Raw genomic sequence first — 25437 nt, forward strand, 5'->3', positions numbered from 1 at the left:
ATGAATGCTGAAGACGCCTTGAAACTTGCTCGCCGGTTTATCGGGCTGCCCCTGGACAAGCGCCAGATGTTCCTCGCCGCGCTGGACAAGGAGGGCGTGGACTTCAGCCGTTTCCCCATTCCCCAGGGCGTCGAAGCCGAGGATCGCCAGGCGCTGTCCTACGCCCAGCGGCGCATGTGGTTTCTCTGGCAACTGGATCCCGAAAGCGGCGCCTACAACCTGCCCGGGGCGGTGCGGCTCAAGGGTGCGTTGAGCCTGTCGGCGCTGGAACAGGCCTTCGCCAGCCTGGTGGCGCGCCATGAAACCCTGCGCACGGTGTTCCAGCGCCAGGCCGACGACAGCCTGCTGCAAGTGCCCACCGATGCGCCGCTGATGATCGAGCGACAGGACCTCAGCGGCTTGCCGGCAGGCGAGCGCGAGCAAGCGGTGCGCCAGGCTGCGCAAGCACAATCGATGCGGCCCTTCGATCTGTCGAATGGCCCCTTGCTGCGGGTCGAACTGCTCAAGCTCGATGCGCAGGAGCACGTGCTGCTGCTGACTTTGCACCACATCGTCTCCGATGGCTGGTCGATGAACGTGCTGATCGACGAGTTCATCCGCTGCTATGACGCCCATGAAGCCGGCGTGTCGCCGCAACTGCCTGATTTGCCGATCCAGTACAGCGACTATGCCTTGTGGCAGCGCCGTTGGCTGGAGGCCGGTGAGCAGGCGCGGCAACTGGCGTATTGGCAGGCGCAATTGGGCGATGAGCATCCCGTCCTGGAGTTGCCCACCGATCACTCACGCCCGGCCGTGCCGAGCTACCGCGGCAGCCGTTATGAGTTCGCTATCGACAGCGGGTTGGCGGAGCAACTGCGCGGCACCGCCCGGCAGCAGGGCGTCACGCTGTTCATGCTGCTGCTCGGCGCGTTCAACGTGCTGCTGCATCGCTACAGCGGCCAATCGGACATCCGTGTCGGCGTGCCCATCGCCAACCGCAACCGGGATGAAATCGAAGGCCTGATCGGTTTCTTCGTCAACACCCAAGTGCTGCGCACCGAACTGGATGGCCAGACCCGGGTCGACGAGTTGCTGCACCGGGTCAAGGAGATCGCCCTCGGCGCCCAGGCTCATCAGGACTTGCCGTTCGAACGCCTGGTCGACGCGTTGAAGCTGGAGCGCAGCCTCAGCCACACGCCGCTGTTCCAGGTGATGTACAACCATCAACCCCAGGTGGCGGATGTCACCACGATCCGCACGGCGTCCGGCCTCGAATTGGGCATGATCGAGTGGCAGACCCGCACCACCCAATTCGATCTGACCCTGGACACCTATGAAAAAGCCGGCACGTTGCACGCCGCGCTGACGTACTCCGAGGACCTGTTCGAAGCGCCGACCATCGCGCGCATGGCGCGGCATTGGCTGCGATTGCTCACCGCGATGATTGCCGATCCGACCCGACGTATCGGCGAGCTGCCGCTGCTCGACGCCGACGAGCATGCCACGCTGGTCCACGCTTGGAACGCCACGGCCCAACGCTACCCGACCGAGCTGTGCATGCATCAACTGATCGAAGCCCAGGTGGCGCGCACCCCGGACGCCCCGGCGTTGCTGTTCGGCGAACAAAGCCTGAGTTATGCAGCGCTCGATGCCCGCGCCAACCGACTGGCCCATCTGCTGCTCGGGCGCGGTGTGCGGCCCGACAGCCTGGTTGGCATCTGCGTCGAGCGTTCAGTGGAAATGGTGGTCGGCCTGCTGGCGATCCACAAGGCCGGCGGCGCCTACGTGCCGCTGGACCCGGAATATCCGCAGGATCGCCTGGCCTACATGATTCAGGACAGTGGCATCGGCTTGCTGCTGACCCAGCGTTCGCTCTCGGCGGTTCTGCCGACCGACGGCGTCGAGGTGATCGCGCTCGATCAGCCCGACGATTGGCTCGACAGCTACAGCGACAGTCGCCCCGACGTGACGGTCGACCCGCTGAATCTCGCGTATGTGATCTACACCTCCGGCTCCACCGGCAAACCCAAGGGCGCCGGCAACAGCCACGCGGCTCTGGTCAACCGCTTGTGCTGGATGCAACAGGCGTATGGCCTGGACGACAGCGACGCGGTGTTGCAGAAAACCCCGTTCAGTTTCGACGTCTCGGTGTGGGAGTTCTTCTGGCCGCTGATGACCGGGGCGCGATTGGTGGTTGCCGCGCCAGGTGCCCATCGTGATCCGCGGCAACTGATCGACACCATCAACCGTCATGGCGTCAGCACGCTGCACTTCGTGCCGTCGATGTTGCAGGCGTTCATCCATGAGCCGGGCGTGGAAACCTGCGAAGGTTTGAAGCGCATCGTCTGCAGCGGTGAAGCGTTGCCGCTGGATGCGCAGCAGCAGGTCTTCGCCAAACTGCCGGACGCCGCGCTCTACAACCTCTATGGCCCGACCGAAGCGGCCATCGACGTGACCCATTGGACCTGCGTCGACGAGGGCGCGGATTGTGTGCCGATCGGCCAGCCCATCGCCAACCTGCGCACCCACGTGCTCGACGCCGATCTGTCGCCGGTGCCGTGGGGCGTGGCGGGCGAGTTGTACCTGGGCGGGGCGGGGCTGGCGCGCAGTTATCACCAACGTCCGGCGCTGACCGCCGAGCGTTTCGTGCCGTGCCCGTTTCACGACGGCGCGCGCCTGTACCGCACCGGCGACCGCGTACGCCAGCGCGCCGACGGCGTGATCGAATACCTCGGCCGCCTCGATCATCAGGTCAAGCTGCGCGGCCTGCGCATCGAGCTCGGCGAAATCGAAACCCGCCTCGTGCAACATCCGCGGGTGCGCGAGGCCGTGGTGCTGGTGCAGGACGGCAAGTATCTGGTGGGTTATCTGGTGCTGGAAAACAGCGACCCGCACGAGCAGTGGCAACAGGACGTCAAGGCCTGGCTGCTGGCCGGTCTGCCGGAGTACATGGTGCCGACCTACCTGATGCCGTTGGCCTGCCTGCCGGTGACCGCCAACGGCAAGCTCGATCGCAAGGCCCTGCCACAACCGGACGCCGCGCCCCGGCAAGCGTTTGTCGCCCCGCAGGATGGGCTGCAAACCGCCCTGGCTGAAATCTGGCAGGACGTGCTCGGAGTGGAGCGCGTCGGCCTCGAAGACAACTTCTTCGAACTGGGTGGCGATTCCATCATCTCGATCCAAGTGGTGAGCCGCGCGCGACAGGCCGGTATCCATCTTCATCCCCGTGACCTGTTCCAATACCAGACCGTGCGCAGCCTGGCGTCGGTGGCTCGCCGTGACAGCCACAGTGCCTTGGACCAAGGGCCGGTCACTGGCGATGCCGTGCTCGGGCCGATCCAGCAGCAGTTTTTCGCCCAGGCGATGCAGGACCGCGCGCACTGGAACCAGTCGCTGTTGCTGACCCCACGGGAACCGCTGGACGCACAACGGCTCGACGCGGCGCTGACCTGCGTCATCAACCATCACGATGCCTTGCGCCTGCGCTTTGTCGAAGACGCCGACGGCTGGCGGCAGAGCCATGGACCGCTTTTGCAAAACGCCGACCTGTGGCAGCGCGATGCCCGATCCGTTGAGCAGTTGAACGCGCTGTGCGACGAGGCGCAGCGCAGCCTCAACCTGCAAGACGGGCCGCTGGTGCGCGCCATGCTGGTAAACCTGGCCGACGGCAGCCAGCGGCTGGCGCTGATCATCCATCACCTGGCGGTGGACGGCGTGTCCTGGCGGGTGCTGCTGGAAGATTTGCAGCAAGCTTACGAGCAACTGGCGGCGGGTGGCGGCGTGACGTTGCCGGCCAAGACCAGCGCGTTCCAGAGCTGGACGGCGCGGCTGAATGCCGAAGCCTCGCGCTTTGACGATCAGTCGGCCTATTGGAAAGCCCAGCACGAAGGCGCGCGGGACCTGCCGTGCGAACGCCCGCAGGGAAGCCTGCAAAACGTCCACGGTGCAAAGATCGAATGGCGCCTGGAGGCCGGACTCACCCGGCAATTGCTGCAACAGGCCCCTGCGGCTTATCGCACCCAGGTCAATGACTTGCTGCTCACCGCGTTGGCCCGCACCATCAGCCGCTGGAGCGGGCAGCCGGGCACATTGATCGAGCTCGAAGGCCATGGCCGCGAAGACTTGTTCGATGACATCGACCTGACCCGCACGGTGGGCTGGCTGACCAGCCTGTTTCCGGTCAACCTCACCGCCACCGATGACATCGGCGGCTCGATCAAGACCATCAAGGAGCAACTGCGCAGCGTCCCGGACAAGGGCCTGGGCTACGGCGTGCTGCGTCATCTGGCGACGCCGTCGATGCAAGCGCAATGGGCGGATCTGCCGACTGCGCGTATCACCTTCAACTACCTCGGCCAGTTCGACCGCCAGTTCGATGAGGCGGCGCTGTTCGTGCCGTCCGGCGAAGGCAGTGGCGTCGCCCAGGACCCGACGGCACCGTTGGCCAACTGGCTGACGGTGGAAGGGCAGGTGCATGGCGGCGAGCTGGCGATGAGCTGGGGCTTCAGCCGTGAGATGTTCGACAGCGCGACCGTGCAGCAACTGGCCGATCAATACGCCGTCGAGCTCAAGGCGCTGATCGACCATTGCGTCAACCTGGCAGAACCGCAAGCCACGCCGTCGGATTTTCCACTGGCGCGGATCACCCAGTCGCAACTCGATCATCTGCCGGTGCCGGCCGGTCAGTTGGACGATGTCTACCCGCTGGCGCCGATGCAGCAGGGCTTGTTGTTCCATACGTTGTACGAGCAGGCGGCCGGCGAATACGTCAACCAGTTGCGGGTGGACGTGCAAGGCCTGGATGCCGAGCGGTTCCGTGCGGCGTGGCAGGCCACCGTCGCGACGCAAGACATCTTGCGCAGCGGCTTCGTCTGGCAGGGAGAATTGGCGCAACCGCTGCAGATCGTCCACAAGCAGGTCCAGTTGCCGTTCACCGTGCTGGACTGGCGCGAGCAGGCCGACCCGGCCCAGGCCCTCGCCGCACTGGCCGAGGCCGAGCGCGCGCAAGGTTTCGACTTGAGCCAGGCGCCGCTGTTGCGCCTGGTGCTGGTGCGGACCGGCGCCGAACAATGGCACCTGATCTACACCCATCACCATATCCTGATGGATGGCTGGAGCAATTCGCAGTTGCTCGGCGAGGTGATGCAGCGCTATAGCGGGCGCGTGCCGGCCAGCAGTGTTGGACGTTATCGCGATTACATCGCTTGGCTGCAACGCCAGGACGGCCAGCTCAGCCAGGACTTCTGGCGCGCACAACTGGCCTCGTTGCAGGAGCCGACCCGACTCGCCCGCGCCGCCTCGGGCGGTGGCGAGAGCGGCCACGGTGATCATTTCCTGACGCTCGACGCGCGGCGCACCCAAGCGCTGGAAGCGTTTGCCCGCCAGCAGAAAATCACCGTCAACACGTTGGTGCAAGCGGCCTGGCTGCTGTTGCTGCAACGCTACACCGGGCACCAGACCGTGGCGTTTGGCGCGACCGTGGCCGGTCGGCCGGCGGATCTGCCGGGCATCGAGCAGCAGGTCGGCCTGTTCATCAACACCTTGCCGGTGATCGGCAGCCCGCGTCCGGACCAGACGGTCGGCCAATGGTTGCAAGCGGTGCAGGCACAGAACCTGAGCCTGCGGGAGTTCGAACACACGCCGTTGGCGGACATCCAGCGTTGGGCCGGGCAGGGCGGCGAGGCGCTGTTCGACAACCTCCTGGTGTTCGAGAACTACCCGATTGCCCAGGCCTTGCAGCAAGGCACCGGCAGCGATGTCACGTTCGGCGACGTTGCCAACCGTGAGCAGACGCACTATGCCCTGAGCGTCGCGGTCACCCTCGGTGAACAACTGGCGCTGCACTACAGCTACGAGCGCCGGCAGTTCGCCGACGAAATGATTGATCACATCAGTGCTCATCTGCTGCACCTGCTCGAACAATTCAGCCAGGACGCCGGGCGCAACCTGGGTGAAATCGCCTTGGCCAACGGCGTCGAACACGCCCGGCAACAGGCCGACAACCGCCCGCAGTCGTACCCGGTGGACATTCCCGTGCACCAGCGGATCGCCACGCTGGCGGCCGATCGCCCGCAGCGCACGGCGGTGATTTTCAATGGCCGACATTTCAGCTACGGCGAGATCGACCGGCGCGCGAACCAGCTGGCCCACGCCTTGATCAGCCGCGGCGTCGGTCCGGAAACCCGCGTCGGCGTGGCCCTGCCGCGCAGCGAAGGGGTGATCGTCACGCTGTTGGCGGTGCTCAAGGCCGGCGGTGCCTACGTGCCGTTGGACGTCAGCTACCCCCGTGAGCGCCTGGCATACTTGATGAAGGACGCCGGGTTGGCGCTGCTGATCAGCGACTCCTCGGTATCGGCGCAGTTGCCCGTGGATGAGTCGTTGCCGTTGCTGGAGCTGGACCGCCTCGACCTGCGCGAGCTGCCGACCAGCGCGCCAACGGTTCGACTCGACCCGCATAACCTGGCCTACGTCATCTACACCTCCGGCTCCACCGGCAACCCCAAGGGCGTCAGCGTGGCCCACGGTCCGCTGGCGATGCACTGCCAGGCCATTGGCGAGCGTTATGAAATGCGCGACAGCGATTGCGAATTCCATTTCATGTCGTTCGCTTTCGACGGCGCCCACGAGCGCTGGCTCACCAGCCTGACCCACGGTGCGTCGCTGCTCATTCGCGATGACAGCCTGTGGACCCCGGAACAGACATACAACGCCATGCACGAGCACGGCGTGACGGTGGTGGCGTTCCCGCCGGTGTACCTGCAACAACTGGCCGAACACGCCGAGCGCGAGGGCAACCCGCCGAAGGTGCGCATCTACTGCTTCGGCGGTGACGCGGTGCCCAACGCCAGTTTCGAACGGGTCAAGCGCGCCTTGCGTCCCGAGTACATCATCAACGGTTATGGCCCGACTGAAACGGTGGTCACACCGCTGATCTGGAAGGCCGGTCGCGAGGTGTCGTGTGGCGCTGCCTACGCGCCCATCGGCAGCCGCATCGGCGACCGCAGCGCCTACGTGCTCGATGCCGACCTGAACCTGTTGCCCCAAGGCATGGCCGGTGAGCTGTACCTGGGCGGCACGGGATTGGCCCGTGGTTACCTGAACCGGCCGGGGCTGACCGCCGAGCGCTTTGTCGCCGATCCGTTCAGCGCAGGGGGCTTGCTGTATCGCACCGGAGACCTGGTGCGCCAGCGCGTCGACGGCACGTTCGATTACTTGGATCGCATCGATAACCAAGTGAAGATCCGCGGCTTCCGCATTGAGCTGGGTGAAATCGAAGCCAGCCTGCAAGCCCTTGATGGCGTGCGCGAAGCGGTGGTCGTGGCCCAGGAAGGCACCGCCGGCAGCGGCAAGCGTCTGGTGGCCTATGTAGTCGCGGCAGAATCTTCCCGCGAAGACTTTGCCGAGCACTTGCGTGAGCAACTCAAGGCGACCTTGCCGGCGCACATGGTCCCGGCTTATCTGTTGCTGCTCGAACGCCCGCCGCTGACCCCCAACGGCAAGCTCGACCGCAAGAATCTGCCCAAGCCTGATGCCAGCCAATCCCAGAACGCCTACCTGGCGCCGCGCACTGCGCTGGAACAGCAACTGGCGGCGATCTGGCAGGACGTGCTCAAGCTTGAACGCGTCGGCCTGCAGGATAATTTCTTCGAGCTGGGTGGCGATTCCATCGTCTCGATCCAGGCGGTCAGCCGCGCTCGCCAGGCCGGCATGCATTTCACGCCCAAGGACCTGTTCCAGCATCAGACCCTGGAAATGCTCGCGACCGTGGTTCGCCAGGGCGAGGCCGCGCAAGTCATCGACCAGGGGCCGGTGACGGGTGGGCTGGCGCTGTTGCCGGTGCAGCGGGTGTTCTTCGAACAGGCGATACCGCAGCGTCATCACTGGAACCAGGCGGTGATGCTCAAGCCGACCCAGCGTCTGGACGCACCGATCCTGAGCCAGGCGTTGAGCGCGCTGCTGCAACATCACGATGGCCTGCGTTTGAGCTTCACCGAGCAGGACGACGGCTGGAGGGCGGTTTACCGTTCTGCGGACACTCAATCCGAAGACCTGCTCTGGACCGTGGACGCGCCTGATGCGCAGGCGTTGCAAGGCATCGCCAACGAGGCCCAGCGCAGCCTGGACCTGCAAGCGGGCCCCTTGCTGCGGGCGGTCCTGGCGACGCTGGCCGATGGCAGCCAACGTTTGTTGCTGGCCGTGCATCACTTGGTGATCGACGGTGTGTCGTGGCGAATCCTGTTCGAGGATCTGCAAAGCGCCTATCACCAGTTGTCCAGCGGAGCGGTGCTGCGATTTCCGCTGAAAACCACCTCGGCGCAGGTCTGGGCCGAGCGCCTGCAAGCGCATGCCCGCAGCAACCGGTTGGCGCAGGAACTGGCGCTCTGGCAGGCCCAGCTCGAAGACGTCGATGCTTCGTTGCCGATGGATAACCCTGCCGCGCGGCCAGCAGAACCGCCTGGCGGTGACGGTGCGTACGCGACTCGACGCCGCGTTGACCCGGCAACTGCTGCAAGACGCGCCCAAGGCCTATCGCACCCAGGTCAACGACTTGCTGCTCACGGCACTGGCCCGGGTGATGGTGCGCTGGACCGGCCACGACAGCGCGCTGATCCAGCTCGAAGGCCATGGTCGCGAAGCCTTGTTCGACGACGTCGACCTGACCCGCACCGTCGGCTGGTTCACCAGCCTGTACCCGGCCCGGCTCACGCCACGGGCGGACTTGGGCGATTGCCTCAAGCAGATCAAGGAGCAACTGCGGGCGATGCCCGACAAAGGCCTCGGTTTCGGCGCCTTGGCTTATCTGGCAGATGACGCGACGCGGGCGATCCTGGCCGGGCTGCCGACGCCGAGCCTGACCTTCAACTACCTGGGCCAGTTCGACGCCAGCTTCAGCGAGGCCGACGGTGCCTTGTTCATCCCGGCTGATGAAGGCGCCGGCGATGAGCTGGACGCCGAAGCACCGCTGGCCAATGCGCTGGCCTTGAACGGCCAGGTGTTCGGCGGCGAACTGAACCTGGGCTGGACCTTCAGCCGCGAGCAGTTCAATGAATCCACCATCCAGGCCCTGGCCGACGATTATGCGCTGGAGTTGCAGCGGCTGATCGAGCATTGCTGCCGGGGCGAGCACAGCGGTGTGACGCCGTCGGACTTCCCTCTGGCGAGCCTGAGCCAGCCACAACTGGATGGACTGCCGCTGCCGTCCGAGCAGATCGTCGACCTGTATCCGTTGTCACCGATGCAACAAGGCATGCTGTTCCATGGCGTGTACGGCGACGCGGGCGGCGACTACATCAACCAACTGCGCCTGGACATCGAAGGGCTGGACCCGGAACGCTTCCGCCAGGCCTGGCAGGCGGCGGTGGATGCCCATGACATCCTGCGCACGCGGTTTGTCTGGCAGGGCGATTTGCCGGCGCCGGTGCAAGTGGTCAGCAAGTATCTGGAACTGCCTTACAGCCTGCACGATCTGCGCGATGATCCGCTGCCTGACCAGACCCTGCAGGCCCTGGCCGATGCTGAACGCCAACAACTTCACCTGAGCGCGCCGGCCCTGGTGCGGCTGATGATCGTACGTCTCGATGAGCAGCGTTATCACCTGATCTACAGCCACCACCACATCCTCATGGACGGCTGGAGCAATTCGCAGTTGCTTGGCGAGGTGCTGCAGCGCTACAGCGGGCAATCCGTTGCTGTGTCCGGCGGACGTTATCGGGATTACATCGCGTGGCTGCAACGCCAGGACGCGGCGGCCAGCGAGGCGTTCTGGAAGCCTGCGCTGCAGCGCCTCGAAGCACCGACACGGTTGGCCGATGCGGTGGGTAAGCCTACGGACGCTGGTGTGGGTTATGGCGATCATATGCAGGTGCTGGACGAAGCACTGACCCGACGCCTGGAAGCCTTCGCCCGGGCTTCGAAAGTCACGGTGAACACGCTGGTGCAGGCGGCATGGCTGCTGCTGTTGCAGCGCTACACCGGTAAATCCACCGTGGCGTTTGGCGCGACGGTCGCCGGTCGCCCAGCGGACTTGCCTGGCATCGAGCAGCAAATCGGCCTGTTCATCAACACCTTGCCGGTGATCGCCAGTCCTCGGGCAGAGCAGTCGCTGGACAGTTGGTTGCAAGCGGTGCAAGCGCAGAACCTCGCGTTGCGCGAATTCGAGCACACCGCGTTGCTGGATATCCAGCGTTGGGCCGGGCAGGGCGGCGACGCGTTGTTCGACAGTCTGCTGGTGTTCGAAAACTACCCAATCGCCGAAGCTTTGGAGCAGGGCGCGCCGGACGGTTTGCGCTTTGGTTCGCCAATCACCCAGGAGCAGACCAACTATCCGTTGACGCTGCTGGTGGGGTTGGAGCGGCAGTTGTCGGTGCACATGAGTTATCAGCAGGCGAGTTTCTCGGCGGTTACCGTGGAGCGATTGGCGGCGCATCTGGTGCAGTTGCTGGGGCAGATGACCGCGCAGGGAGAGCGCCCGCTGGGTGAACTGTCGATGCTGGAATTCGATGAACACCAGCGCCTGACTCATGACTGGAATCCGGTGGATGCGCCGTTCGAACAGGACGTCTGCGTTCACCAACTGATCGCTCGTCAGGCCGAAGCATCGCCGGATGCCTTGGCGGTGACGTTTAATCATGTTCGTCTGAGCTACAGCGAACTCGACGGCCGCGCCAATCGCCTGGCCCACAAGCTCATCGAACTGGGCGTCGGCCCGGAAGTGCGCGTGGGCGTGGCGATGCCGCGTTCCGAGCAATTGCTGATCGCCCTGCTGGCGGTGCTCAAGGCTGGCGGTGCGTATGTGCCGCTTGACCCGGATTACCCGGCCGAACGTGTTGCCTACATGCTTGATGACAGCCGTGCGAAAGTGCTGCTGACCGAGCAGGCGGTGGCTTTGACGGTTCCGGCTGAAACCGAAGTGCTGATGCTTGATCAGCTCGACCTTTCACGTTATCCGTTGAGCGAGCCGTTCACAGCGGTCACCCCAGGCAACCTCGCCTACGTCATCTACACCTCCGGCTCCACCGGCAAACCCAAGGGCGTGGCCATCGTCCACCGCAACGTCCTGGCATTGATCGACTGGTCCAAAACCGTCTACAGCCGCGACGATATCCAAGGCGTACTCGCCTCAACCTCGGTGTGCTTCGACCTGTCGGTATGGGAGCTCTTCGTGACCCTGGCCAACGGCGGCTCGCTGATCATTGCCCGCAACGCCCTGGAATTGCCGCACCTGCCGGCCCGCGACCAGGTGCGCCTGATCAACACCGTACCTTCGGCCATCGCCGCGTTGCAGCGCAGCGGGGATATCCCGCAAAGCGTGCGCATCATCAACCTGGCCGGCGAGCCGCTGAAGCAAAGCCTGGTGGATGCTCTCTACCCAACACCCCTCACCTGTGGGAGCGGGCTTGCTCGCGAAAGCGGTGGGTCAGTCAATGATGGGCTAACTGAGGGAACGCCTTCGCGAGCAAGCCCGCTCCCACAGGGGGTTGAGCATGTCTATGATCTTTATGGTCCGTCCGAAGACACCACCTATTCCACCTGGACCCGCCGCACCCCTGGCGGCACGGCCAACATCGGCCGCCCACTCAAGCACACCGCCAGCTACCTGCTGGACGCCAACCTGCAACCGGTGCCCCAAGGCGTGTCGGCTGAGCTGTACCTGAGCGGCGCCGAGCATCACCCGGGGCTACCTCGGTCGCGCCGCGATGACCGCCGAAAAATACGTGCCCAACCCGTTCTCCACCACCGGCGAACGCCTGTACCGCACCGGCGACCTGTGCCGTTATCGCGCCGACGGCGTGCTCGAATACCAGGGCCGTATCGACCATCAGGTGAAGATCCGCGGCTTCCGCATCGAGCTGGGAGAAATCGAGGCACGGCTGTTGCAGCAGCCCGAGGTCAACGAAGTTGCGGTGCTGGCCCAGGAAGGGCCGGGCGGGCAGCAGTTGGTCGCCTACGTGGTGGCCTCGCTGGACGCCGACACCCTGCGCGAATCACTCAAGACCCGACTCAAGGAACACCTGCCCGACTACATGATCCCGGCCCACTGGCTGTTCCTCGACCAACTGCCGCTGACCCCCAACGGCAAGCTCGACCGCAAGGCGTTGCCGGGCATCGAGGCCGGGCGCTCGCAAAGCGCATACGAAGCACCGGTCAGCGAACTGGCGCAGCAAGTCGCGGCGATCTGGGCCCAGGTGCTCACCGTCGAACGCGTGGGCCTCAGCGATCACTTCTTCGAGCTGGGCGGCCACTCGCTGCTGGCGGTCACCGCCGTCTCGCGCATGGCCCTCGAACTGGGGTTGAGCCTGACCCCGCAACTGCTGTTCCAGCACCCCGTCCTGCAGGATTTCGTCGCCCGACTCGACAGCAGCGACGGGCCAATCAATGAAGAGAAACTGAACAAGCTGGACGCCCTGCTTGATGAAATGGAGGAAGTCTGATGGACAAGAGTGTTGCTTTGAGAGTTGCCAAGCGCTTTATCACTCTGCCGCTGGACAAACGCAGGCTGTACCTGGAGAAGATGCTGGAAGAAGGCGTCTCGCCGGCCAACCTGCCGATCCCCGAGGTGCGTTCCGGGTTCGAGCACATCCCGCTGTCCTACGCCCAGGAGCGCCAGTGGTTCCTCTGGCAAATGGACCCGCACAGTTCGGCCTACCACATTCCCAGCGCCTTGCGTCTCAAGGGCCAGTTGGACGTGCCGGCCCTGGAGCGCAGCTTCAATACCCTGGTCGAGCGCCACGAAAGCTTGCGCACCACGTTCGCCGAGCATGGCGAGCAAGCCGTGCAGGTCATCCACCGGCACCTGCCCCTGAGCATCGCTGTCGAGGCGCTGCCCATCGGTTCATCGGTCAGCGAGGACGCGGGCATCAAGGCTTACGTCGAAGGCGAAACCGCGCGTCCGTTCGATTTGCGCCACGGGCCGTTGCTGCGGGTTTCGCTGTTGAGAATCGCCGAGGACGACCACGTGCTGGTGTTGATCCAGCACCACATCATCGCCGATGGCTGGTCGATGCGCGTGCTGGTGGATGAACTGGTGCGCTGTTACGCCGCCGACACCGGCGGCCAGCCGCTGGCATTGCCGGAACTGCCGGTGCAATACGCCGACTACGCCATCTGGCAGCGCCATTGGTTGGAGGCCGGCGAGCGCGAACGCCAGTTGGCCTTTTGGGTCCAGACCCTCGGCGACGAGCAACCGGTGCTGGAGCTGCCGTTCGATCATCCGCGCCCCCCGGTGCAAAGCCTTCGTGGCGCGCGGCTGGACGTGAAGCTGGCGCCGGAACTGGCCAGCGCCCTCAAGCAACTGGCCCAGCGTGAAGGCGCCAGCCTGTTCATGGTGCTGCTCGCCTCGTTCCAGGCATTGCTGCACCGCTACAGCGGCCAACCGCAGATCCGCGTCGGCGTGCCGACGGCCAATCGCAATCGGGTCGAGACTGAAGGGCTGATCGGCTTTTTCGTCAATACCCAGGTCCTCAATGCCCACGTCGATGGGCAGATGCCATTCGATGAATTGCTCGCCCAGGTCAAGCAAGCGGCCATGGCGGCCCAGGCCCATCAGGACCTGCCGTTCGAGCAACTGATCGAAGCCCTGCAACCGGAGCGCAGCCTCAGCCACAGCCCGATCTTCCAGGTCATGTTCAACCACCAGAACGCCGATGTTGCGGGCCGTCGGCAGATGCAGCTGCCGCAACTGCGGGTCGAGGACCTGACATGGGAAGGGCGCACCGCCCAGTTCGACTTGACCCTGGGCACCTACGAAACCGAGCAGGGCGTCGCCGCAGAGCTGACCTACGCCACTGATCTCTTCGAACCGCGGACCGTCGAGCGCCTGGCCGAGCACTGGCAAAACCTGCTGCGAGGCATCGTCGATGCGCCCCGCCAGCGAGTCGGCGAACTGCCGCTGCTTGACCCGGCGCAACAGCGCCTCACGCAACAGCAATGGCTGCGTGTCGCCGACCACGGCACCGAAGCCGTGTGCGTCCACCAGCGCATCGCTGACCAGGCGCACCGAGCCCCTGACGCACTGGCGCTGACCGTCGATGGACAATCCCTGAGCTACCGACAACTGGACGCCCGCGCCAATCAACTGGCTCACCGCTTGATCGAGCTGGGCGTGTCCGCTGGCGAGCGGGTGGGCATCGCGGTGGAGCGCAGCGTCGAGATGATTGTCGGCCTGCTGGCGATCCTCAAGGCCGGCGCCGCCTACGTGCCGCTGGACCCGGCGTATCCCGAGGAACGCCTGGCCTACATGATCGAGGACAGCGGCATCGGGCTGTTGCTGACCCAGGCCCGTTTGCAGGGGCGATTGCCGATCCCGCCGACGCTCCGGACCCTGCTGCTGGACCAGCCGGACGCCGCACTGCAAGACGCTCCGAAAACCTGCCAGGTGGTGCCGCTGACTGGCGAGCACCTGGCCTACGTCATCTACACCTCCGGCTCCACCGGCAAGCCCAAGGGCGTGATGGTTCGCCATGGCGCGCTGGGCAATTTCATCACCAGCATGATCGCCCAGCCAGGCCTCGTGGCCAGCGACCGCATGCTGTCGCTGACAACCTTCTCCTTCGATATTTTCGGCCTGGAAATCTATGGGCCGCTCTGCGCCGGGGCCAGCATCGTGCTGACCGGGCAGCACGTGCACCAGGATCCGCAAGCGGTGCTGGCGCTGATCGAACAACACGACGTCACGGTGCTGCAAGCGACGCCGTCGAGCTGGCGCATGCTGCTCGATCACGAGCAGGCCTCGGTGCTGGCAGGCCGGACTTTCCTGTGCGGCGGCGAAGCCTTGCCCCAGGAACTGGCCCAGCGACTGCTGGCACTTTCGCCGAAGCTCTGGAACCTCTACGGGCCGACCGAAACCACCATCTGGTCGGCGGTGCACCCGTTGAGCCCCGAGCGCGACCGGCCCTTCCTTGGCCAGCCGCTGGACAATACGGCGCTGTACATCGTCGGCAGCGACCTGGCGCTCAACCCGCCCGGCGCGCCGGGTGAGCTGCTGATCGGTGGCGCCGGCCTGGCCCGTGGTTATTTCCAGCGCCCGGGGCTGACCGCCGAACGCTTCGTGCCCGATCCGTTTTCCACCTGCGGCGAACGGCTGTACCGCACCGGCGACCTGACCCGTTATCGCGCCGAAGGGGTGGTCGAATACCTCGGCCGTATCGACCATCAGGTGAAGATCCGCGGCCTGCGGATTGAACTCGGGGAGATCGAAGCCGCTTTGCTGGCCCAGGACAGTGTGCGCGAAACCGTGGTGGTCGCCCACGACGGCCCGACCGGTGCGCAACTGGTGGGCTACGTCGTGCCTGCCAGCGGCGAAGTGCCGGAGCCCGATGCGTCGCTGCGCGCCACGCTCAAGGCCGCCCTCAAGGCGCAGTTGCCGGACTACATGGTCCCGGCGCACCTGTTGTTCCTGGCAAGATTGCCGCTGACGCCCAACGGCAAGATCGATCGCAAGGCCCTGCCGGCCGCCCGACGCCAGCGACGTGCAACAGGCCTACGTGGCGCCTCGTAGTGAGGCCGAGCAACAAGTCGCGGCGATCTGGCAGGACGTGCTCAAGCTTGAGCGCGTGGGCCTGGAGGACAATTTCTTCGAGTTGGGCGGGCATTCGCTGCTGGTGACCCAAGTGGTTTCGCGGATCCGCCGAGTGCTGGGCATCGAGGTGCCGCTGCGCAGCCTGTTCGAACACAGCACCTTGCAGGCGTTCGTCGCGGCGTTCGAGGCCGCGCCCGGCGAACAGGCTCCGGCGCTGGTGCCGGTGCCTCGTGATGCGCCACTGCCGCTGTCGTTTGCCCAGGAACGCCAGTGGTTCCTTTGGAAAATGGACCCGGACAGCGCCGCCTATAACATCCCCACGGCCCTGCGGATGCGCGGCGCGCTGGACAAGGAGGCGCTGCGCCAGAGTTTCGCCGCGCTGGTGGCGCATCACGAAAGCTTGCGCACCTTGTTCGTCGAAGAGGATGGGCGCACCTGCCAAGTCATTCGCGGGCAGGGGCAGGTCGATTTCGTCGAGCAGCGCCTGGAAGGGCGCGACATCCAGGCCTTGATCGAACAACAGACCCACCGCCCGTTCGATCTGCTGACTGATTCGTTGCTGCGCGTGGCGCTGCTGGAAGTGGACGAACAGGACCACATCCTGGTGCTGACGCTGCATCACATCGTCTCCGATGGCTGGTCCTTGCAGGTGATGGTCGATGACCTGATGAGCCTGTATTCGGCGTTCGTCCAAGGCCAGCAAGCGCATCTGCCACCGTTGGCGGTGCAATACGCCGACTATGCCGTCTGGCAGCGGCAATGGATGGCGGACGGTGAGCGGGATCGTCAGTTGGCCTATTGGTCCGGGCAACTGGGTGGCGAACAACCGTTGCTGGAACTGCCCACCGATCATCCGCGCCCAGCCCAGCAAAGCCTGCGCGGCGCACGCCTGCCAATCGTGTTGGACGCGGCGTTGAGCGCCGGTCTCAAGGCCCTGGCGCGACGGGAAAACGTCACGTTGTTCGTGCTGTTGCTCGGTTCGTTCCAGGCGCTGCTGCACCGCTACAGCGGCCAGGCCGACATCCGCGTCGGCGTGCCGATCGCCAACCGACAACGGTTGGAAACCGAGCGGCTGATCGGTTTCTTCGTCAACACCCAGGTCCTGCGCAGCGAGTTCCACAGCGAGCTGAGCGGTGCCGCGCTGCTGCAACAGCTTAAGCAAACGGCCATGGCCGCGCAGATGCATCAGGACCTGCCGTTCGAGCAATTGGTGGATGCCTTGCAACCGCAGCGCAACCTCAGCCACAGCCCGTTGTTCCAGGCGATGTTCAACCACCGCAATGAAGCCGATTCGGCGTTCGCCAATGCCTTGCCGGACCTTTGCGTCGAACCCCTGGGCTGGACGCAGCGCACCGCGCAATTCGACCTGAGCCTGGACACGGTCGAGAGCCCGCAGGGCCTGCATGCGGCCCTGACCTATGCGACGGATCTGTTCGAGCCGGTGTCCATCGAGCGCATGGCTGGGCATTGGCTCAACCTGTTGCATGACATGACGCACGATCTGCATCGCCCGGTGGCGCAGTGGTCGCTGCTGGACGCGGACGAGCACCGGCACATGCTCATTGACTGGAACGCGACGGCGCAGCAATACCCGCTCGAGCGCAGCGTGCAAAGCCTGATCGAGGAACAGGTGAGCCGGACCCCGGACGCGCCTGCGCTGGTCTTCGGCGAGCAACGCCTGAGCTACCGCGAACTCAATGCCCGGGCCAACCGCTTGGCCCATCGCTTGATCGACCAGGGCGTTGGTCCTGACGTGCTGGTGGGCATCGCGGTGGAGCGTTCCGTGGAGATGGTGCTGGGGCTGTTGGCGATCCTCAAGGCCGGCGGCGCCTACGTGCCGCTGGACCCCGAATACCCGCGTGATCGCCTGGCCTACATGTTCGAAGACAGCGGCATTGGTTTGCTGCTGACCCAGCAACACCTGCTGGAGGCCTTGCCGATCCCGGACGGGTTGCGCAGCCTGGTGCTGGACTCGCCCGACGACGGCTTGTACGCCAGCCGCGACGGCAATCCCGACGTCGAAGTCCACGGCGAAAACCTGGCTTACGTGATCTATACCTCCGGTTCCACCGGCAAGCCCAAGGGCGCGGGCAATCGCCATAGCGGCCTGGTCAACCGGCTGTGCTGGATGCAACAGGCGTATGGCCTCGATGCCTCGGACAGCGTGCTGCAAAAAACACCGTTCAGCTTCGACGTGTCGGTGTGGGAATTCTTCTGGCCGCTGCTGACCGGTTCGACGCTGGTGGTGGCCGCGCCAGGCGCCCATCGCGACCCGGCGCTGTTGATCGAATTGATCACGGCCCAGGGCATCACCACGCTGCACTTCGTGCCGTCGATGCTCCAGGCGTTTGTGCAGGACCCGCGCGTGGCCGAATGCACCAGCCTCAAGCGAATCGTCTGCAGCGGCGAAGCGCTGCCTGTGGATGCCCAGCAGCAGGTGTTCGCCAAGCTGTCCAACGCCAAGCTGTCCAACCTCTACGGCCCGACCGAGGCGGCCATCGACGTGACCCACTGGACCTGTGTCGACGAGCAGCGCGACAGCGTGCCGATCGGCCAGCCGATCGCCAACCTCGGCACCTACATCCTCGACGATGAGTTGTCGCCGGTGCCGGTGGGCGTGATTGGCGAACTGTATCTGGCGGGCGAGGGGCTGGCGCGGGGTTACCATCGACGCGCGGCGTTGACCGCCGAGCGCTTCGTCACCGGGCCGTTCGGCCATGGCCAGCGCTTGTATCGCACCGGCGATCTGGCGCGCTATCGCCCTGACGGTGTGATCGAATATGCCGGGCGGATCGACCATCAAGTGAAGATCCGTGGCCTGCGCATCGAACTGGGCGAAATCGAAGCGCGCCTGGCCGAGCACGAGGCGGTGCGCGAAACCGTGGTCCTGGCCCAGGACGGCACGCTGCTGGTCGCCTATGTGGTTCCGGCGCGCGCGGAACTGCTGGCCGCCGACGACGCCGTTCGCCAGGCACTGCAAGCGCGCCTCAGGGAACATCTGAGCCAATCCTTGCCCGACTACATGGTGCCGCAACACTGGGTGTGGCTGGAAAAAATGCCGGTCAGCCCCAACGGCAAGCTCGAGCGCAAGGCGCTGCCCAAGGCCGAGCCGAGCGCCCATCCCCAGGCCTACGTCGCAGCCGTGACCGCGCAGGAACAGACGCTGGTGGATATCTGGCAAAGCGTGCTCGGCAGGGAGCGCGTGGGCGTGACCGACAACTTCTTCGAGCTGGGCGGCGATTCGATCATCTCCATCCAGGTCGTGAGCCGGGCCCGTCAGGCCGGTATCCTTTTCAGCCCCAAGGACCTGTTCCTGCACCAGACCATCCAGGGTTTGGCCGGCGTGGCGACAACCGGAGACGGCGGGCTGGTGATCGACCAGGGCCCGGTGACAGGGGAGGCGCTGCTGTTGCCGTTCCAGCAGTTGTTCTTCGAACAGGCCATGGCCGAGCCTCATCACTGGAACCAGTCGGTGTTGCTCAAGGGCGTGCGAGCGTTGCACGCCGGGCATCTGGAGCAGGCGTTGCAGGCCTTGGTCGAACATCACGATGCCTTGCGCCTGGCCTTCACCCATGGGGACGGCGCCTGGATCGCTCGCCATAAGACTTTGATGGAGCAGCGTTCACTCTGGCAGCACTCACCCTTGCTGTGGACCGCCGAAGTCGCGGATGCGCAGGCCCTCGAAGGCCTGGCCGAACGCGCCCAGCGCAGCCTGGAACTGGACAGCGGCGCGCTGCTGCGCGGTGTTCTGGCGACCCTGGCCGATGGCAGCCAGCGGCTGTTGCTGGTGATCCATCACCTGGTGGTGGACGGCGTGTCGTGGCGGGTTCTGCTGGAAGATTTGCAACGGGCCTATGACCAATTGCAGGCCGGCCAGACGCCGACATTGCCGGCCAAGACCACGTCTGCACAGGCCTGGGCGCAACGGTTGCAGATTCATGCCGGCAGCGCGACGTTGCAGGGCCAAGTCGCGTACTGGCAGGCGCAACTGGAAGGCGCTCGCCACGACCTGCCTTGTGACCACCCGGGAAGTGATTTGCGCAGGTGCCATGGGGCGCAAGTGCAGACGCGGCTGGACAAGGCACTGACCCGACGACTGTTGCAGCAAGCACCGGCGGCCTATCGCACCCAGGTCAACGACCTGCTGTTGACGGCGCTGGCTCGGGTGATCGGCCGTTGGACTGCCCAGGCCTCGACGTTGATTCAATTGGAAGGCCATGGCCGTGAGGCGCTGTTCGATGATCTGGACCTGAGCCGCAGCGTGGGTTGGTTCACCAGCCTGTTCCCGGTGCGCCTGACCCCGACGGCGACCGCCGAAGGCTCGATCAAGGCGATCAAGGAGCAACTGCGGGCCATCCCCGACAAAGGGCTTGGTTTTGGCGTGTTGCGCTACCTGGGCGATGAACCGACGCGTCGTGCCCTCGCGGCACTGCCGGTGCCGCGTATCACCTTCAATTATCTGGGGCAGTTCGACAGCGGCTTCAGCGAAGAGGCCGGCGGGCTGTTTGTCCCGGCCAGCGAGTCGGCGGGCGCCGCGCAGAGTCCGTTGGCGCCGCTGGACAACTGGTTGACCCTCAATGGCAGCGTCTATGCCGAGCGAGTTGAGCATCGACTGGACCTTCAGCACGCAGATGTTCGACGAAGCGACGATCCAGGCACTGGCCGTGGATTACGCTCGCGAATTGCAGGACTTGATCGACCACTGTTGCGAGACCCAGCGCCACGGCTTCACGCCGTCGGACTTCCCCCTGGCCGGGCTCGACCAGGCGCAATTGGACGCCTTGCCGCTGATGGCCCGAGACGTGGAGGACCTCTATCCACTGTCGCCGATGCAGCAGGGCATGCTGTTCCACACGCTGTATGAGCAACAGGCCGGCCACTACATCAACCAGATGCGCGTGGAGGTCGAAGGATTGGATGTCGAACGCTTCCGCCAGGCCTGGCAAGCGGCGACCGACGCCCATGACGTGCTGCGCAGCGGTTTTGTCTGGGACGGCGATTTCAAGCGTGCGTTGCAGGTGGTGCACAAGCGTGTGGAGGTTGCGTTGCAGTTGCACGACGCACGCATGGAGGCTGATTTGCCTCGCTACCTCGAAACCCTCGCAACGGCCCAGCGCCAGGAAGGGTTTGCCCTGGAAGCGGCGCCGTTGTTGCGGTTGGTGGTCGTGCGGGTCGCGGATGATCGCTATCACTTGATCTACACCAGCCATCACATCTTGATGGACGGCTGGAGCAATTCGCAGTTGCTTGGTGAAGTGCTGCAACGCTACAGCGGGCAATCTGTTGCTGTGGCCGGCGGACGTTATCGGGATTACATCGCGTGGCTGCAGCGCCAGGATGCGGCGGCCAGCGAGGCGTTCTGGAAGCCTGCGCTGATACGCCTGGAAGCACCAACGCGGCTGGCCGATGCGGTGGCCAAACCGACGGAGGCTGGTGTTGGTTATGGCGATCATGTGCAAGTGCTGGACGAAGCACTGACCCGACGCCTGGAAACCTTCGCCCGGGCTTCGAAAGTCACCATGAACACGCTGGTGCAGGCGGCGTGGCTGCTGCTGTTGCAGCGCTACACCGGTAAACCCACCGTGGCGTTTGGCGCGACGGTCGCCGGTCGCCCAGCGGACTTGCCTGGCATCGAGCAGCAGATCGGCCTGTTCATTAACACCTTGCCGGTGATCGCCAGCCCTCGAGCCGAGCAGTCGCTGGACAGTTGGTTGCAAGCGGTGCAGGCGCAGAACCTGGCCCTGCGGGAGTTCGAGCACACCGCGTTGCTGGATATCCAGCGTTGGGCCGGGCAGGGCGGCGACGCGTTGTTCGACAGTCTGCTGGTGTTCGAAAACTACCCAATCGCCGAAGCTTTGGAGCAGGGCGCGCCGGACGGTTTGCGCTTTGGTTCGCCAATCACCCAGGAGCAGACCAACTATCCGTTGACGCTGTTGGTGGGGTTGGAGCGGCAGTTGTCGGTGCACGTGAGTTATCAACTGGCGAGCTTCGCCCCGGCCACGGTGGAAAGATTGGCGGCGCATTTGGCTCAGTTGCTCGGGCAGATGACCGCTCAGGGCGAGCGCCCGTTGGGTGAGCTGTCGATGCTGGAATTCGATGAGCATCAATGCCTGACTCATGACTGGAATCCGGTGGATGCGCCGTTCGAACAGGACGTCTGCGTTCACCAACTGATCGCTCGTCAGGCCGAAGCATCGCCGGATGCCTTGGCGGTGACGTTCAATGATGTTCGCCTGAGCTACAGCGAACTCGATGGCCGCGCCAATCGCCTGGCCCACAAACTCATCGAACTGGGCGTCGGCCCGGAAGTGCGCGTAGGCGTGGCGATGCTGCGTTCCGAGCAATTGCTGATCGCCCTGCTGGCGGTGCTCAAGGCTGGCGGTGCGTATGTGCCGCTGGACCCGGATTACCCGGCTGAGCGCTTGACGTACATGCTCGATGACAGTCGGGCGCGGGTGTTGCTGATCGAGCAGGCAGTGGCGCAGACGCTGACGGTTCCAGCTGAGACCGAAGTGCTGATGCTGGACCGGGCTGAGTTGAGCTCGTATCCCTTCACCGCACCGGACACAGCGGTCACCCCAGACAACCTCGCCTACGTCATCTACACCTCCGGCTCCACCGGCAAACCCAAGGGCGTGGCCATCGCCCACCGCAACGTCCTGGCATTGATCGACTGGTCCAGAACCGTCTACAGCCGCGACGACATCCAAGGCGTACTCGCCTCGACCTCGGTGTGCTTCGACCTGTCGGTATGGGAGCTCTTCGTGACCCTGGCCAACGGCGGCTCGCTGATCATTGCCCGCAACGCCCTGGAACTGCCGCACCTGCCGGCCCGCGACCAGGTGCGCCTGATCAATACCGTGCCCTCGGCCATCGCCGCGTTGCAGCGCAGCGGGGATATCCCGCAAAGCGTGCGCATCATCAACCTGGCCGGTGAACCGCTGAAGCAAAGCCTGGTGGATGCTCTCTACCCAACACCCCTCACCTGTGGGAGCGGGCTTGCTCGCGAAAGCGGTGGGTTAGTCAATGATGGGCTAACTGAGGGGACGCCTTCGCGAGCAAGCCCGCTCCCACAGGGGGTTGAGCATGTCTATGACCTTTATGGTCCGTCCGAAGACACCACCTACTCCACCTGGACCCGCCGCACCCCTGGCGGCACGGCCAACATCGGCCGCCCGCTCAAGCACACCGCCAGCTACCTGCTCGACGCCGACCTGCAACCCGTCCCCCAAGGCGTGTCGGCTGAGCTGTACCTGAGCGGCGCCGAGCATCACCCGGGGCTACCTCGGTCGCGCGGCGATGACCGCCGAAAAATACGTGCCCAACCCGTTCTCCACCACCGGCGAACGCCTGTACCGCACCGGCGACCTGTGCCGTTATCGCGCCGACGGCGTGCTCGAATACCAGGGCCGCATCGACCATCAGGTGAAGATCCGCGGCTTCCGTATCGAGCTGGGGGAAATCGAAGCGCGGTTGTTGCAGCAGCCCGAGGTCAACGAAGTTGCGGTGCTGGCCCAGGAAGGGCCGGGCGGGCAGCAACTCGTCGCCTACGTGGTGGCGTCGCTGGACGCCGACACCCTGCGCGATCCACTCAAAGCCCGACTCAAGGAACACCTGCCGGACTACATGATCCCGGCGCACTGGTTGTTCATCGATCACCTGCCGTTGACCCCCAACGGCAAGCTCGACCGCAAGGCGTTGCCGGGCGTGGAAACCGGGGTGACGCAAAACGGTTACGCGCCACCCGCAAGCGAACTGGAGCAACAGGTCGCCGACGTCTGGCGAGAAGTCCTGGAAGTAGAACAGGTTGGCCGCAACGATCATTTCTTCGAACGCGGTGGTCACTCATTGCTGGCGACCCAGGCCATTTCCCGGCTGCGCAAACTCACGGGTTATCCGCTGAGCTTGCGCGATCTGTTCGATCAGCCACGGCTCAGCGCATTGGCGGCGCTTATGAGCGAGGCCGCTGACGCAACCGTGCGCGCAGGCGATTCCAGCAAGGTCCGGCTCAAGGCCCATGGGCCAAGGCAATCGGCGCCGTTGTCGCTGGTGCAACGGCGGTTGTGGATCGCCGAGCAGTTGTCCGGCGGCACTTCGGCGTATGGCATGCCCATGGCCCTGCGCCTGAGCGGCGAGTTGTCGGTCGAGCGGCTGATGAGCAGTTTTGCCGAAGTGACGCGCCGTCACGCCGTGCTGCGCACCGCGTATGTCCAGGACGACGAAGGCGACCCGCTGGCGGTGATCGCCGACGAAGTCCAGCTGGATTTCCCGCTGGTCGACCTCTCCGATCTATCACTTGGCGCCCAGCAGGAACAAGTGGCCCAGGCGACGCTGGACAATGCGCGTACCCCGATCGACCTGGAACAGGCGCCGCTGCTGCGTGGGCGGATCCTGCGCCTGGGCCCGACCGAGCACGTGTTGTTGTACGCCATGCACCACATCATTTCCGATGGCTGGTCGATGGGGTTGTTGATCAACGAACTGGTGCAGATCTACGAAGCCGCTTCGCGCCACGAACCGATGCCGCTGGCGCCGCTGGAGGTTCAATACCATGACTTCGCCCTCTGGCAGCAGGCGTTGGAAGACCAGGGCGTGCTGGCGCGCCAGGCCGACTATTGGAAACAGCGACTCGACGGCTACAACGGGCGGCTTGACCTGCCGCTGGACAATCCTCGCGGCCAGACCTCGTCGTATGAGGGCGATGCGTTGCAGTTCGAACTGTCTGCCGACCTCAGCGCGGCATTGCGGCGCATTGCGAGTGAGGCCGGCGTCACGCTGTACAGCACGCTGCTGGCGTCGTTCCAGGTGTTATTGCATCGCCTTTGCAACGCGCAGGATCTGGTGGTGGGTGCTGACGTCGCCGGGCGCGAGCAACCTGAGCTGGAACGCTTGATCGGCTTCTTCGTCAACGTCCTGCCGCTGCGTTCGCGCTTCGATGCGGGCGTGACCTTCAGCCGATTCCTGGCCCAGGCCCAGGACGATCTGCTCGGCGCGCTGGAGCATCAGGACTTGCCGTTCGACCAGATCGTCGACGCCTCCGGCGTGCCTCGTCACAAAGGCATGAACCCGTTGCTCCAGGTGCTGTTCGTGATGAACAACGTGCCGGTGCGCACGCGCTCCATGGCCGGCTTGAGCGTGGAGTTCCTGCCGGCGCTGCAGAACCATTCTAAATTCGACATGGCATTGTTCGTTGACGAAGAAGAAGGGCAATTGCGCGGTAATTGGCAGTTCGCCACACGCTTGTTCGGACATGAGCGCGTCCAGTACCTGATCCGGGCCTGGACGACCCTGTTGGAACAGATCGTCGCTGATCAGGACATTCAATTGGGAGCTATCAGCATGCCAGTCGACAACGTGGCGACAGCCGCCACGCCTGCCAACGTCCCGGGGCCCAAGGCCGACAAACTGGGCAAGTTCCTCAAGCGCTCGGCGACACCGGCCGCGCGGCCGCGTCCGGCGCTGGTGCGTGAATCGCTGGTGGCGGCGCCACAACGTTTCCCGCTGATGCTGGAGCCCGGCGAGCCGCACCTGGACGTCACCGAGTGGATCCGGCAGAACCGACCCTTGATCGAACAGAAACTGGCCGAACACGCCGGCATTCTGTTCCGTGGATTCGCGCTGGACGGCATCCAGGGCTTCGAAGCGTTCGCCGAAGCGATTCAACCGGGGCTGTACGGCCAGTACGGCGACTTGCCGAAGAAGGAAGGGGGCAAGAACACCTACCGCTCCACGCCGTACCCGGAACGCAAGATGATCCTGTTCCACAACGAGAGCTCCCACCAGGACCGTTGGCCGCGCAAGCAGATGTTCTATTGCGAGCAGGCCGCGCCCGTGGGCGGCGCGACCCCGGTGGTGGACTGCCGCCTGATGTACGAGAAACTGCCGGCGGACCTTCGCGAACAGTTCGAGGACAAAGGGCTGCTGTACGTGCGCACCTTCAC

2 pseudogenes (1 of these 2 only partly in view) are annotated in these 25437 nt (G+C 64.8%); both read left to right on the forward strand.

The features are described 5' to 3' along the window. Positions 1 to 12410: pseudogene (locus AB4N42_RS12565) on the forward strand (non-ribosomal peptide synthase/polyketide synthase). Beyond that, positions 12410 to 25437 (forward strand): annotated as a pseudogene (locus AB4N42_RS12570) (non-ribosomal peptide synthase/polyketide synthase); it runs 544 nt beyond the window's last position. Before AB4N42_RS12565 ends, AB4N42_RS12570 begins: the two co-directional pseudogenes overlap by 1 nt.

Source organism: Pseudomonas sp. H2_D02 (assembly GCF_054677635.1).